Annotated in this window: 15 protein-coding genes; 5 read left to right on the top strand and 10 right to left on the bottom strand. The window is 68.6% G+C overall.

The genetic code is table 11. From position 1 onward, the window contains the following. The coding region (locus tag Q8M88_RS13740) for a hypothetical protein (RefSeq protein ID WP_371132714.1) at window positions 1-286 on the top strand (286 nt) is incomplete at its 5' end. Window positions 287-349: 63 nt separating this feature from the next. Here Q8M88_RS13740 and Q8M88_RS13735 read toward each other — a convergent pair. Together Q8M88_RS13735 and Q8M88_RS13730 are read right to left on the bottom strand one after the other, a co-directional pair. Continuing rightward, window positions 350-730: a hypothetical protein gene (locus Q8M88_RS13735; RefSeq protein WP_305597721.1), complete on the bottom strand. Its 381-nt coding sequence runs from the start codon at window positions 728-730 to the stop codon at window positions 350-352. An 86-nt stretch (window positions 731-816) separates the two neighbouring features. Next, on the bottom strand, window positions 817-1,752 hold the full coding sequence (locus Q8M88_RS13730; RefSeq protein ID WP_305597720.1) for an aldo/keto reductase: 936 nt from the start codon (window positions 1,750-1,752) through the stop codon (window positions 817-819). A 236-nt stretch (window positions 1,753-1,988) separates the two neighbouring features. Between Q8M88_RS13730 and Q8M88_RS13725 the strand changes: the two genes are divergently transcribed. Further along, entirely contained in the window at window positions 1,989-2,942 is a 954-nt protein-coding gene (locus Q8M88_RS13725; RefSeq protein ID WP_305597719.1) for a MoxR family ATPase, read from the top strand. A gap of 12 nt (window positions 2,943-2,954) precedes the next feature. Then, entirely contained in the window at window positions 2,955-4,307 is a 1,353-nt protein-coding gene (locus tag Q8M88_RS13720; protein ID WP_305597718.1) for a VWA domain-containing protein, read from the top strand. 40 nt (window positions 4,308-4,347) lie between these two features. On the opposite strand, the gene Q8M88_RS13715 is transcribed toward Q8M88_RS13720, so the two are convergent. The 5 genes from Q8M88_RS13715 to Q8M88_RS13695 are packed head-to-tail and all read right to left on the bottom strand — an operon-like array spanning window position 4,348 to window position 8,524. Further along, window positions 4,348-4,791 carry a GNAT family N-acetyltransferase gene (locus Q8M88_RS13715; protein WP_305597717.1) on the bottom strand — a complete coding sequence of 148 codons (444 nt, stop codon included), beginning with the start codon at window positions 4,789-4,791 and terminating at the stop codon, window positions 4,348-4,350. Beyond that, window positions 4,791-5,285 (bottom strand): GNAT family N-acetyltransferase, encoded by a 495-nt coding sequence (locus tag Q8M88_RS13710; RefSeq protein ID WP_305597716.1) that lies wholly within the window; start codon window positions 5,283-5,285, stop codon window positions 4,791-4,793. Before Q8M88_RS13710 ends, Q8M88_RS13715 begins: the two co-directional genes overlap by 1 nt. Continuing rightward, a complete protein-coding gene (locus tag Q8M88_RS13705) occupies window positions 5,282-5,848 on the bottom strand; it encodes a GNAT family N-acetyltransferase (RefSeq protein ID WP_371132712.1) in 567 nt (188 codons plus the stop codon). The genes Q8M88_RS13710 and Q8M88_RS13705 overlap by 4 nt, the downstream gene beginning before the upstream one ends. Window positions 5,849-5,864: 16 nt before the next feature. Next, the gene (locus tag Q8M88_RS13700) at window positions 5,865-8,060 is read right to left on the bottom strand and encodes a xanthine dehydrogenase family protein molybdopterin-binding subunit (RefSeq protein ID WP_305597714.1); all 2,196 of its coding nucleotides are present in this window, start codon (window positions 8,058-8,060) and stop codon (window positions 5,865-5,867) included. Between the two features lie 2 nt (window positions 8,061-8,062). Continuing rightward, window positions 8,063-8,524, bottom strand: coding sequence for a (2Fe-2S)-binding protein (locus Q8M88_RS13695; protein ID WP_305597713.1), 462 nt, complete (start codon window positions 8,522-8,524; stop codon window positions 8,063-8,065). A gap of 93 nt (window positions 8,525-8,617) precedes the next feature. Between Q8M88_RS13695 and Q8M88_RS13690 the strand changes: the two genes are divergently transcribed. Continuing rightward, complete coding sequence (locus tag Q8M88_RS13690) at window positions 8,618-9,205, top strand: molybdenum cofactor guanylyltransferase (protein ID WP_305597712.1); 588 nt, start codon at window positions 8,618-8,620, stop codon at window positions 9,203-9,205. On the opposite strand, the gene Q8M88_RS13685 is transcribed toward Q8M88_RS13690, so the two are convergent. Genes Q8M88_RS13685 through Q8M88_RS13675 form a run of 3 tightly spaced genes read right to left on the bottom strand, consistent with a single transcriptional unit; the run spans window position 9,202 to window position 11,400 of the window. Then, window positions 9,202-9,906, bottom strand: a complete 705-nt coding sequence (locus tag Q8M88_RS13685; RefSeq protein WP_305597711.1) for a TPM domain-containing protein — start codon at window positions 9,904-9,906, stop codon at window positions 9,202-9,204. The genes Q8M88_RS13690 and Q8M88_RS13685 overlap by 4 nt on opposite strands. Then, the gene (locus tag Q8M88_RS13680; RefSeq protein WP_371132711.1) at window positions 9,900-10,703 is read right to left on the bottom strand and encodes a YgcG family protein; all 804 of its coding nucleotides are present in this window, start codon (window positions 10,701-10,703) and stop codon (window positions 9,900-9,902) included. The genes Q8M88_RS13685 and Q8M88_RS13680 overlap by 7 nt, the downstream gene beginning before the upstream one ends. Window positions 10,704-10,713: 10 nt before the next feature. Next, window positions 10,714-11,400, bottom strand: a complete 687-nt coding sequence (locus Q8M88_RS13675) for a LemA family protein (RefSeq protein ID WP_305597722.1) — start codon at window positions 11,398-11,400, stop codon at window positions 10,714-10,716. 206 nt (window positions 11,401-11,606) lie between these two features. Between Q8M88_RS13675 and Q8M88_RS13670 the strand changes: the two genes are divergently transcribed. Continuing rightward, window positions 11,607-12,386 carry a class I SAM-dependent methyltransferase gene (locus Q8M88_RS13670; protein WP_305597710.1) on the top strand — a complete coding sequence of 260 codons (780 nt, stop codon included), beginning with the start codon at window positions 11,607-11,609 and terminating at the stop codon, window positions 12,384-12,386. Window positions 12,387-12,397: the final 11 nt, after the last annotated feature.

The raw sequence follows: 12,397 nt of genomic DNA, 5'->3' as shown, positions 1-12,397 counted from the left end.
ACGGGTGGCTCGCGCTCGTCCGGCGCCGGTGGCCAGCGACAGCGCGCTCTCGTCCGGCGAAGACGCCAGCGCCACGCTCCCGGCCGGTCCGCAGCCGTATGGCAGTCTGACCCGCGCGCCGGGCGAAGCGCCGCCGGCCGTGGTCCCGCCCGTCAATCCGGCGCCGACCGATGCCGCCGTGACCCAGAGCACGACCGGCGCGTCGGAGTCGCCTGAAGCCGCCGCCGCCACAAGCGCGGCGATCCCCGAAGCCGCCACCGAGCAACCTGGGACGGCGGTTCCGTAAGTCCGAAGCGTCTAGACTTTGAAGAGGGCGGCTCCACCGGGAGCCGCCTTTTTCATGGCTGGCCTAAGGCTCGGCGCGACCGCTCGCCTGGGCCAGGGCTTCGCGCAGCATGTCGAACCCGACGGCTGCGTCCCGGTCGCGGGGGCTGGTTGCGCGGCGCGCGACGAAGTCCTCGACGCTCTCACCCAGCAGCAATTCGGCGGCGCCGACCACCACCGCCATCCTGTAGGTGCCGACCAGCTCGTCCAGCGCCCGCGCATCCACCACGCCGCTGAGGATTTGAGCGACGCCTTGCGCGGTCTTGCCTCGGAACCCCGCCTGGATCATGTCGCCCAGGACCAGCGTTTCGGTATCCACGGGATAGAGCTGACGTAGATACACCGCAACGGCCGCCCCGAAGCTGGCCCTGGGATCCAGCGCGTCGTCCGCATCGAGCTCCGGCATTGGCGGCTCCTGGCCAGTCGCGATCAGCGCAATGCTGACGCTTTCGATTTGGACGGCGCAAGCGCGACATCCTGCAGATCAGCCAATCAGGCCGCGAGCGCGTCGATTTCGGTCATCTCCTGGGAGGTGAGACGCCACGTCGAGGCCTTGACGTTTCCGCCGATCTGCTCGGCCCGGGTCGCCCCGGCGATCACGGAGGACACCTGCGGGTGGCCGAGCAACCAGGCGAACGCCAGATCCAGCAGGGTGCGCCCGCGCGCCTCCGCGTAGGCGCTGAGCGCCTCCACTTTGTCGAAGTTCTGGTCGTTGAGCGCGCGTGCGGCCCGCTCGCCCCACGCGGCCATACGGGTGTCCTGGGCTGGCGGCTCGCCGCGCTTGTACTTGCCGGTGAGCAGGCCGGAAGCCAGCGGGAAATAGGGCAGAAATCCCAGGCCGAAGCGCGTGCAGGCGGGCAGCACCTCCTGCTCGGCCTTGCGGTCCAGCAGGCTGTAGCCATTCTGGGCCGAGACGAAGCGCGTCAGCCGCTGGTCGCGCGCGGTCCAGTCGGCGTCGGCGATCATCCAGCCGGTGAAGTTGGAATTGCCGATATAGCGAACCTTGCCGGCCTTCACGACATCTTCGAGCGCGCGCAGCGTCTCGTCGATCGGCGTCGCCGGGTCGGGGAAGTGAATCTGATAGAGATCGATGTAATCGGTCCCGAGCCGCGCCAGGCTCTCGTCCACCGCCTGCATGATCCATCGCCGCGAGGCGCCCTGACGATGCGCGGCGTCGCCCATCGGCTGGCCGAACTTCGTCGCCACAACGACCGATTGGCGGCGCGCGCCCAACGCCTTGCCGAGCATCGTCTCCGACTGGCCCTGGCCATACATGTCGGCGGTGTCGAACAGGGTGATGCCGGCCTCAATCGCCGCATCGACGACGATCTGGGCGGCGTCCTGGCCGATCCGCATGCCGAAATTGTTGCAGCCCAGCCCGGTCTCGCTGACCTTCAGGCCGCTGTCGCCTAATCTGCGCACTTCCATGGCGTGATCCCTGCCCGTGGCGAAGCCTTTCCGGCAGCCATTCTTATGGCGGCGCTTTTAGCCCAATCCCCGAACGCCGTCGTGCGAAAACGCCAAGGCCGTGGCCCCGCCGAAAACCTTACAAGCGTCAGATTTTTTACCTTAGGTGTTGCGCGGCGCGGGCGAGAGTTGGCACAATCGAGCGAACAGTTCGCCGCCTCGCCGCCCGCGGCGCTTTTTTTCGAAAGTCTCCGCCCTTGACGATCCCTGCTCCCGCTGGCGCAAGCGCGCTCGCCGCTCCGCTGACTTCCGTCGAGGCCCTGGTCGATGGCCTGGGGAGCGTCGGCTACATCGCTTCGCGCCGCATCGCGACGGCGCTGTACATGGCGGTGAACCTGCAAAAGCCGATCCTGGTCGAGGGCACGGCCGGCGTCGGAAAGACCGAACTGGCGCTGTCCACCGCCAAGCTGCTCGGCCTGCCGCTGATCCGGATGCAGTGCTACGAGGGCCTGGATGAGGCCAAGGCGCTGTACGAATGGAAGTACGGCAAGCAGTTGCTCTACACCCAGATCCTCAAGGATCGGATGGGCGAGCGGCTGGCCGACGCGCTGACCATGCACGAGGCGATGGACCGCCTGCACGGCATGGGCGACCTCTTCTATTCCGAACCGTTCCTCGAGCCGCGCCCGCTGATGCAGGCCCTGCGGCACGACGAGGGTTGCGTGCTGCTGATCGACGAGATCGACAAGTCCGACGAGGCGTTCGAGGCCTTCCTGCTGGAGATCCTCTCGGCCTATCAGGTGTCGATCCCCGAGCTCGGCACGGTGGTCGCCAAGACCCCGCCGATCGTCTTCCTGACCTCGAACAACGTCCGCGACCTGGGCGACGCTCTGAAGCGGCGCTGCCTGCACCTGCACATCCCGCTGCCCGACGCCGAGCTCGAGCAGCTCATCGTCGCCACCCGCGTCCCCGGCATCGAACAGTCGCTGAACGAACAGTTGGTGAGCTTCGTCCAGGCGCTGCGCACCATCGACCTGCGCAAGTCGCCGTCGATCTCGGAGACGGTCGACTGGGCCCGGGCGCTGATCCTGCTGCACGCCGACAGCCTCAACGCCGATCTCGTGCATGAGACGCTGAACGTGCTGCTGAAGTTCGAGCAGGACATCGCCGCCGTGGAACCGCAGATCAGCCAGCTTCTGCAACCGGCTTAAGGCGCGGCCGCGATGCAGCACACCCTGGAGGAATTCCTTCGCGCGCTGCGCGCCGCCGAGGTGCTGGTGTCGCCGGCGGAGGCGATCGACGCCCACAAGGCGGTGGCCCAGGTCGGCTATCAGGACCGCCAGCTGCTGAAAGACGCCCTGTGCGCCACGCTCGCCAAGGGCGAGGACGAGGTCGTCCGCTTCGATCGCACCTTCGACACCTTTTTCAGCCGTCCGGCGTTCACGCCGAGGCGCAAGGACTCGACGCCGCCGAAGCAACAGCCGCAGCTTCCGGAGGCGGAGGGGTCGCGGCTGGTCGAGATGCTGTTGTCGGACGACGGCTCCGGCCTCTCCCAGGCCATGGAGGAGGCGGCGCGCGAGACCCGCGTCACCGACATCCGCCTGTCCACCCAGCGCAGCCGCGTCACCCGGCGCATGCTGGGGGCGATGGGTTTCGACGAGATCGAGCAGGCGATCAACGCCGCGCGCGGTCGCGGCGACGCGCCTGGCGAGGAGCTCGCCGAGCAGCTCGAAGAGGGTCGCCGCGCCCTGCTGGCGGAGGCGACCCGCTATGTCGGCCGGCAACAGGAGCTGTTCGCCGCGGACGGCGGCAAGCTGTCGCGCGAGGAGGTGCTGGCCAAGAAGGCGCTCGACGCCATGGACCTCGACGCTCACGACATCGCCGCCATGCAGGCCATGGTGCGCAAGATGGCCAAGCGACTGGCCGAGCGCTACTCGCGCCGCCGCCGCAAGGCCAAGAAGGGCGACCTGGACGTCCGTCGCACGCTCCAACGCAGCATGGCCTTTGGCGGCATCCCTTTCGTGCCGATGTGGAAGTACGAAAAGCAGGACCGGCCCGAGATCGTGGTCATCTGCGATGTCTCCAACTCGGTCGCCGCGGCCGCCAAGTTCCTGCTGACCCTGCTCTACAGCCTCAACGAGGCGGTGGAGCGGATGGACGCCTTCGCCTTCTCCTCGCGCCTAATCTCGGTGAACGACGTGTTGAAGGACAACACCGTCGAGCAGGCGATCGTCGAAGTGCTGAAGCGCATCGCCTTTCAGCAGACCAACTATGGCCAGGCGCTGCAGGATTTCTGCGATCAACACCTGCACGAGGTGAACCGCCACACCACGGTGATCATCCTGGGGGACGGGCGGACCAACTTCATCGATCCGCGCATGGACCTGATGCAGATGATCCAGCAGCGTTCGCGCGCGGTGATCTGGCTCAACCCCGAGGACGAAAGCCGCTGGGGGTCGGGCGACAGCGTGATGCACCGCTACGCCCGCTTCTGTCACGTGGCCAAGACCTGCAACAGCCTGGGCCAGCTCGAGCGCATCGTCGAAGACGTCTTGCGCTCCTACTCACCACGCTAGAGCGACCCCCTTCCACCTGAAGGGGGGAAGGGAATGCGGCTCACCCCGCCCGCCAGCGATAGAGCGCGTCCGGCTCGCGCTCCTCGTTGCCCGCGCCGTCGGTCAGGGTGACCACTTCGAACCCACGCGCCTCGTAGAACCCCCGCGCGCCGGCGTTGGCCTGGAAGGTCCACAGCGACAGCCCGACATTTGCGGCCTTGGCGAAACCCAGCAGCCGCGCTCCCATCCCGCGACCCTGCTGGTCGGGCGAAACGTAGAGCTGGTCGATCCAGCCGTTCCGAAACGCGATGAAGCCGGCCAGCGCATCGCCCTCAAACGCACCCCAGACCTCGCAGGCGGCGAACACCTGCTCGCGGAAATAGGCCAGGTCCTCGTCAGGCGTATGGAGCCCCGCCAGCCACGGCAGCCGCGCATCGAACGCCGCCCGATGGACCCTGGCCGCCGCGGCCATGTCTTCCAGGTTCAGGCGGCGAAGTTCGGGCATCACTGCGTAGGTGATGAGCGACGGAGATCGATGGCCATCTCGGAGGTCTGTCGCCAGCCCAGCTTTTCGTACATCGGGCGGGCCATGGCGGTTGCATGCAAGACTAGGTACTCAAGGCCTAGACGCCTTCCCTCGTCAGTCGCGAGTCCCATCAATGCGCGTGCGATGCCCCGTCCGCGGTGCTCAGGCTCGACGAAAACGTTCAGGATATAGCCGCGACGATCCTGTGCGGGATGAGACGGATGCGGCGGCCAGTCGATGACCATCATTCCAAGCCCGGCAATATCGACACCCGCCTCGTGGGCGATCCAGCCGAAGTACGCATCATCTGTCAGCTGAGGTACCAACCACTTCGCGAAGGCCTCGGTCATCGGCGCGAGGATCTCATCGGTACGTCCAGACGCCTTGAACATCTCATGACGATGTCGTCCGATCAGGTCTGCGTCGCCCTCCGAAATTGGCCGAAAAACGCAGCCGGAAAGCTGGCCGCTCATCCGCCCACGCGCGTGTGGCGCTCCTCTCGCCAGTCCTTGCGGGTGCGCGAATAGACGAAGCAGTCGCCGGGATCACCGGCGCCCAGGCCGGCGCTTCGCATAATCCCCTCGCGCACAAAGCCGGAGCGCTCAGCCAGGCGCCACGACGCCGTGTTCCAGACCTCGATCATCAGTTGCTGGCGGTGATGTTCCGGCTGGTCCTCGAACAGATGGTCGGAGAACATTCGCACGGCGGGCGCACCGAACCCCCGGCCGCGATCGTCGCGGTCGTGAAGAAGGTAGCCGAGCTCGAACCCATGGACGCAAGGTCCGGGCCGATAGAATTGCGCCGTGCCGATCAGGCGATTGTCTGTCTTCGCTACGATGGCGACCGCGCCTGCCAGCGGCGTCCAGAAGCCCGTCTCGGCGAACAAGGCCTCCAGCCGTCCGCGCTCGCCGGGTTCGACGATCGTGACGGTGAAAGCGAAGCGCGACACCTGCGCAAGATCGCTTGCCGCGATGCGCCTGATGGCGACATCGGCTGTCTCGGCGAGGGACGGAGGTTTGCTCAAACCGGCCGTCATCGAGCCGTCACTCCCCTTACGCCTTCTTCAGCAATGCGGTGTCGATCGGCAGTTTGCGAATGCGCACGCCGGTGGCCGCGAAGATTGCGTTGCACAGCGCCGGTGGAGCCGGCGGCAGCGCCGGTTCGCCCAAGCCGGTCGGCAGGTTGTCGGTGATCAGGAAGTGGACGTCCACCGGCGCCGAGTCGCCGATGCGCATCAGCGGGTAATCGGTGAAGTTGCCCTGCACCACCGCGCCGTTCTCGAAGGTGATCTCCTGTGTCAGCGCACTGCTGATCCCGTCCAGCACCGAACCCTGGACCTGATTGTCGGCGCCCGCGGGATTGACGATCTGGCGGCCCACGTCGCCGACCGCCCAGGCCTTGACCACCTTGACCGCGCCATCGTCGGCCACCGCCACCTCGATCACCTCGGCGAAATAGCCACGATGGCTGTAGTGGAAAGCGCAGCCCAGGCCCGAGCGCGCCGGCAGCTTGCGGCCCCAGCCCGCGCGCTTCGCCACTTCGGCCAACACCCCACGCATCCGGCCCGCCTCGTAGACTGCCGGATCCTCGCCGACCTTCTCGGCGTCGCCCAGCAGCTTCAGGCGGAACGCCACCTGGTCGGCGCCCGCTGCGTGCGCCAACTCGTCGATGAACGAGTGCGCCACCCACGACAGCGCGTTGGAGCGCGGCGCGCGCAGCGGCCCCGTCGGGAAGCCCAGCGGCATCAGCGAGGTGTCGTATCGGTAATTGGGCACGAAGCGGGCCGGGAACTCGGTGGGCGCCATGCTGGCGACGGAGATCTGCTCCTTGTCGCCGAAGGTGACGAAGTGGTTCTCCCACGCGGTCACCGCGCCGCCCGCATCGAGACCGGCGCGCAGGTAGTGGTAGCCGCCCGGCCGGTAGAAATCGTGGCGCATGTCGTCTTCGCGCGTCCACAGGAGCTTCACCGGCGCGCCGGCCTCGCGCGCGATCCACGCCGCCTCGACCATCGGGTCGTTGGTCAGCCGCCGGCCAAAACCGCCGCCCCCGCGGATCAGATGCACCGTGATATCCTCAGGCGCGATTCCCAGCGTCTTGGCGACGAGCTGCCGACCCGGCTCGGGGAGCTGGGTCGGCGCCCACATCTCCATCTTGCCGTCCTTGAAGTGCGCCGTGCAGTTCTGCGGCTCCAGGTTGGCGTGGCTGATGAACGGATAGACGTAGGCCGCTTCGACGACCTTGGCCGCGGCCTTCATGGCGCTCGCCGCATCGCCGTCGCTGCGCAGGGTCTGCTGCGGCTTGGTCTTGGATAGCTCCGCCGCCCGCGCATCGAAGCTCTCCGTGCTCTGGGCGGAGGTCGGATGCGCGGCCCACTGGACGTTGAGCTTTTCACGGCCCTTCATCGCCGCCCACCAGCTGTCGGCGACCACGGCGACGCCGGGCAGCAGGCCGGTGAGTTCGGTCCCGCCCTCGACGACAAACGCCTTGCGCACACCCTTCACCGCAAGCGCCGCGGCAAGGTCGGCGCTCGCCACCTTGGCCCCGAACACCGGGGCCTTGAGGAAAGTCGCATACAGCATGCCCGGCAGACGCGTATCGATGCCGAACAGCGGCTGGCCGGTGACGATTTTGAGATTGTCCACCTGGCCGGTGAACTTGCCGATGATCTTGTAGTCCTTGGCGTCCTTCAGCGGCAGCAGGGTCAGATCGGCGGGCGCGGGCATGGCCGCCGCCTTGGCGGCCAGCGCGCCGTATGTGGCGCGTTTGCGGGTGCGGGCGTGGCTGACCACCCCAGACGCCGTTGTGCATTCCCCGGCCGGCACGCCCCAGTCCTTGGCCGCCGCGGCGACGATCATCGCGCGACCGGCCGCGCCCACCCGGCGCAGTTCGTCCCAGTGCAGCGGCGTCGCCGTGCTGCCGCCGGCGATCTGGCGTCCATAGGCCACAGGGTCGTTGTCGGCCTGCTCGACGCGGACGTCCTTCCAGTCGACGTCCAGTTCCTCGGCGATGATCATCGGCAGCGAGGTCTTGATGCCCTGGCCGACCTCCGGGTTCTTGCCGATGATGGTGACGACGCCGTCGGGCGCTATGCGAACGTAGGTGTTGATCTTCGCCGGCCCGACCGCGCCCGTCGCCGCCTCGCTGCGCCCGGCGAGGCTGAAGGCGATCACCAGGCCGCCGGCTCCGGCGCCAATGCGCAGAACGTCGCGCCGCGAGGCGCCGTCGCGCGTCTTTTCCACTTGGCTCATGGTCAAGCTTCCTGACCGGAAGCGCGCTTGATGGCGGCCCGGATGCGGTTGTAGGTCGCGCAGCGGCAGATGTTGCCGTTCATCGCCGCGTCGATGTCGGCGTCGCTCGGCTTGGGTTTGGTCGCCAGCAGCGCCGTGGCGGACATGATCTGCCCGGCCTGGCAGTAGCCGCATTGCGCGACGTCGAGATCCATCCAGGCTTGCTGGACCCGCTTGCCCAGCGGGCTCGCGCCGAGACCCTCGATGGTCGTGACCTTGGACGCGCCGACGCCGGACGCCGGCGTCGAGCACGAGCGCACCGGTTGGCCGTCGATGTGCACCGTGCAGGCCCCGCACGCGCCGACGCCGCAGCCGTACTTCGGGCCCACGATCCCCAGCGTGTCCCGCAGCACCCAGAGCAGCGGCATGTCGTCGTCGACATCCACCGTATGCTGCTTGCCGTTGATGTCGAGATTGATCGCCATGCGCGTCTCCCTGCCTTCCCAATGGTAGAGCGCCGCCGCAAAGCTCCGCAAGCTTCCGTCGCGGCGCGGGTGCTGGCGCGCTAGAGCTCGCGCATGATCTTCGGACTGATTCTCGCCGGCGGGCGTTCGCGCCGCTTCGGATCCGACAAGGCGCTGGCGACGCTGGGCGGCGTCACCCTCCTGGCCCGCGCCCATGCTCGCCTGACCCAGGTTTGCGACGTCGTGGCGGTCAGCGCGAGCGACACGTCACCTATATCGGTCGCGGCGCGGGCGCTGGGCTCCCCGGTGTTGCCCGATCCGCGAGGCTCGCCGCCGGGACCGCTGTCGGGCGTCCTTGCGGGCCTGGAATGGGCGCAAGGCCAGGGCGGCGGCCAGTTGATCACCCTGCCCTGCGACGCGCCGCTGGCGCCGATGGACCTGGAGGCGCGGCTGCTGGACGCCATCGGCGACGCGCCCGCTAGCGTGGCCCGGACGCCTGACGGGATGCAGCCGCTGTGCGCAGTCTGGCGTTCGTGGATGATCCGGCCGCTGGGGCTGGCGCTCGCCGACGGCCTGCACCCGCCCGTGCATCAGGTGTTGAGCGACGCCAACGCGGTCGAAGTGACGTTCGAGGACGCGACCGCCTTCCTCAATATCAACACGACCGAGGACCTGGCGATCGCCGAACGCCGCTTGCGCTAGGCGCCGGGCAGCTCCACCAGCACGTCCGAGAGTTCGTTGGGATTGTCCGGGCCAGGCGGGAAGTGTTCGGCCAGCACGTCGGCGCACAGCGCGATGGCGCGGGCGAAGCCCTCGCCGGCGTCGCCGCGGCGCAGGCCGTCCGTGAGGGCCGCCATCGCCTGGTCCCAGACCTTGGAATCCACCTTGGCGGCGATGGCTTCGTCGGCCAGCAGTTCGGCCATCCGCTCCTGCAGCGAGACGAAGATCAGCACGCCCGTTCGTTCGCGGGTCATGTGGAGGTTGTGGGCCAGGAACTGCTCGTGCGCGCGGCGACGCACGCGGTGGCGCTTCAGGCCCGCCGGCGTCAGGACGCGGCGCACCGGCGGAAGCGACGCCAGCACCAGCACAATGGCGAACAGCACCCCCTGCAGCAGGATCACCCCGCCCAGCGCCGCGCGCACGGCGCTCTCCGCCACCTCGCCGGCCTGCGCCGCGGTCCAGCCGCCGCCGAGCGCGTCGGGAAGCGACACCTCGATTCCCGCCAGCAGCAAGACGGCTGGGGCCAGCAGCGCGGCGCCGGCGGCCCAGGCCAGCGGCGTCTCCCGATATTCCGAAGATTGCGCCGCGGCGACGCAGAAGATCTCGCCGCGCGTGCGGGCCTCCGCCGTGCGCACCGCCGCGCGAACGGTCTCGCGGTCCTGAGCTGTCAGGGACGTCACCATCGGCCTGACGAGCCTCCGCCGCCGAACGATCCGCCGCCCCCTGAGAACCCGCCGCCGGAGCTTCCCCCGCCGAAACCGCCACCGCTGCTGAATCCGCCACCTCGTCCGCCACCGCCGGACAGCAGCAGCGGCAGCCACCACCACGCGCCGCTGCGGCCGCGGCGTCCGCGGCCGGCGAACACCCGTAGGATCCCGCTGAGCAGCCAGAACAGCACGAAGATCACCACGATGGTCGGGATCTGCACCCCTTGTTCGGGCTGCGGCTTCGGCACGGCGGCCTTCACCGCGACCGCGCGCGCCTGGTCGTCAGGCATGGAGAGCTGCTGGATGATCGCCTCGGCCCCGTCGACGATCCCCGCCTCCACCTGGCCGTCGCGGAACCGCGGCAGCACGTGTTCCTGCAGAATGACGTTGGACAGGGCGTCGGTGAGAACCGGCTCCAGGCCGTAGCCGACCTCGATGCGCACCTGACGTTCCGACGGCGCGATCAGGAACACCACGCCGTCGTCGCGATCCTTGTCGCCGATCCCCCAGGCGCGGCCCAGCTGATAGCCGAAATCCTCGATGGGAACGCCCTGCAAGTCTGGCACGGTGGCGACCACGACCTGACGCCTCGTGGCGGTTTCAAGCGCCGCGAGCTTGGTGGTGAGGTCGGCCTCGGCTTGCGGCGACAGCACCTGAGCGCCGTCGACCACACGCCCGGTCAGCGCCGGAAACTTCGGCGCCGCAAGCGCGGCCTGGCCCAGGCACAGCCAGGCGCAGGCCAGGATCCATACGACGCGCTTGGCTGCGGTCACTCCGTCCGCCTCATCTGGCGGGGACGGCCGGCGCGGGTGCAGGCAGGGCGGCGGGCGGCGCGGCGGGCTGCATCGACACCGACGGCGCGGCCGGGGCTGTGGGGCCGAAACTGACGCTGGGCGCGGTCTGGGCTTGAGGCGCGGCGCTGAACGTCTGCATGGGCTTGGCCCAGCGATGCACGGTGCCGGCCCACAGGGCGCCCGGGAAGGTGCGGATCTTGGTGTTGTAGTCGCGCACCGCTTCGTTGTAGTCGCGCCGCGAAATGGCGATCCGGTTCTCAGTGCCTTCGAGCTGGCTTTGCAGGGCCAGGAAGTTCTGGTTCGACTTCAGGTCCGGATAGCGCTCCGAGATCACCATCAGCCGGCCCAACACGCCGGACAGATTGTCCTGCGCGGCCTGGAAGGCCTGGAACGCCGCCGGATCGGTGAGCGTCGAGGCGTCGACCTTGACCTGGGTGGCGGAAGCCCGCGCCTGGGTCACGGCCACCAGCACGTCGCGTTCCTGGGCGGCGTAACCGCGTACGGTCTCCACCAGATTGGGAATCAGGTCGGCGCGGCGCTGGTACTGGTTCTGCACCTCGGCCCACTGGGCCTTGGCCCGCTCGTCCTTGGTCGGGATGGTGTTGACCCCGCAGCCCACGAGCAGCAACGGGACCAGGGCGAACAGCAGGGTGCGCGTCAGGCGGTGGGCAGGCATGGTCACGGGCGAAGGCTCCCCTCGAGCGGCGTCGATCCAATTTGCACCCCGAGGCGAGGCTGCGCAACGCGCAGGCGCCGGCGATCACATCCGCGCGATGTTTGCGGATCGACACGCAACTCAGGGTCGACCGACGCAACGACGCCTTATTCCCGGACTCTCTGCCTCTCTCGCCTCGTTCCACAGTTCCAGTCGCGTGAGTTCCAGTGCCCGACGTGCGCCCCTATTATTCAGCGCGCGGCCTCAGCGCCGCCTACTACGACCTGATCACCGAAGCCGACACCAGCCTGCGCGGCGATGTGGACGCCTACGCCGAACTCGCGCCCCCCGCAGGCGAGATCCTCGAGCTCGGGGTCGGCACCGGTCGCGTCGCCTTCGCCCTTGCCGAACTTGGCTACAGCGTGGTCGGCGTGGATCTGGCGCCGGCCATGCTCGCCCGGGCGGAGGCCAAGCGCGCCGACCTCGCGCCGCATCTGGCCGCTCGCGTGGTGCTGCAGCTCGGTGACATGACGTCGCTCAACATCGGTCGGGTCTTCGACGCGGTGATCTGCCCGTTCTTCGCGCTGTCGCACCTGCCGGCGGGCGCAGCGTGGCGAAACACCTTCGCAGGCATCGCCAGCCACCTGCGGCCAGGTGGTCGGGCCGCCGTGCACATGCCGTTGGCCGAGCTGATGCAGCGTCCGGCCCCAGCCCCCGACGCGCCGGTGATGCGCGCACCGGTCGACGACCAGGGCCGCACCCTGAACCTCTACGTCCGCGAACGCAGCTTCCGGCCACGGATCAACCGCTTCGACCAGGTGCTGGACTATGTGCTGGCCGACGCGTTCGGCGCCGTCGAGCAGCGCTCGCTGGAGCGCCAGACCTATTACGCCGCCGACCCGACCCCGTTCGCACTGGAAGCCGGTCTGAAGATCGATGGACCGGCCACCCTGCTCGGCGGCGTCGGTGAGATCCATCGCTACCTGAAACCCGCCTCTGACGCCTGAGGCGGCTCGCG

Origin of the sequence: Phenylobacterium sp. (assembly GCF_030693805.1) — a bacterium.
GTDB lineage: Bacteria > Pseudomonadota > Alphaproteobacteria > Caulobacterales > Caulobacteraceae > Phenylobacterium.
The sequence above is the reverse complement of the archived record's forward strand: the minus strand, read 5'-3'. Positions and strand labels throughout refer to the sequence as shown.

What these genes read in the sequence shown, in the direction of transcription:
- Q8M88_RS13735 (WP_305597721.1), bottom strand. Translation starts at nt 730, where the DNA reads ATGCCGGAGCTCGATGCGGACGACGCGCTGGATCCCAGGGCCAGCTTC.
- Q8M88_RS13730 (WP_305597720.1), bottom strand. Translation starts at nt 1,752, where the DNA reads ATGGAAGTGCGCAGATTAGGCGACAGCGGCCTGAAGGTCAGCGAGACC.
- Q8M88_RS13720 (WP_305597718.1), top strand. Translation starts at nt 2,955, where the DNA reads ATGCAGCACACCCTGGAGGAATTCCTTCGCGCGCTGCGCGCCGCCGAG.
- Q8M88_RS13715 (WP_305597717.1), bottom strand. Translation starts at nt 4,791, where the DNA reads ATGCCCGAACTTCGCCGCCTGAACCTGGAAGACATGGCCGCGGCGGCC.
- Q8M88_RS13710 (WP_305597716.1), bottom strand. Translation starts at nt 5,285, where the DNA reads ATGAGCGGCCAGCTTTCCGGCTGCGTTTTTCGGCCAATTTCGGAGGGC.
- Q8M88_RS13705 (WP_371132712.1), bottom strand. Translation starts at nt 5,848, where the DNA reads ATGACGGCCGGTTTGAGCAAACCTCCGTCCCTCGCCGAGACAGCCGAT.
- Q8M88_RS13700 (WP_305597714.1), bottom strand. Translation starts at nt 8,060, where the DNA reads ATGAGCCAAGTGGAAAAGACGCGCGACGGCGCCTCGCGGCGCGACGTT.
- Q8M88_RS13695 (WP_305597713.1), bottom strand. Translation starts at nt 8,524, where the DNA reads ATGGCGATCAATCTCGACATCAACGGCAAGCAGCATACGGTGGATGTC.
- Q8M88_RS13690 (WP_305597712.1), top strand. Translation starts at nt 8,618, where the DNA reads ATGATCTTCGGACTGATTCTCGCCGGCGGGCGTTCGCGCCGCTTCGGA.
- Q8M88_RS13685 (WP_305597711.1), bottom strand. Translation starts at nt 9,906, where the DNA reads ATGGTGACGTCCCTGACAGCTCAGGACCGCGAGACCGTTCGCGCGGCG.
- Q8M88_RS13675 (WP_305597722.1), bottom strand. Translation starts at nt 11,400, where the DNA reads ATGCCTGCCCACCGCCTGACGCGCACCCTGCTGTTCGCCCTGGTCCCG.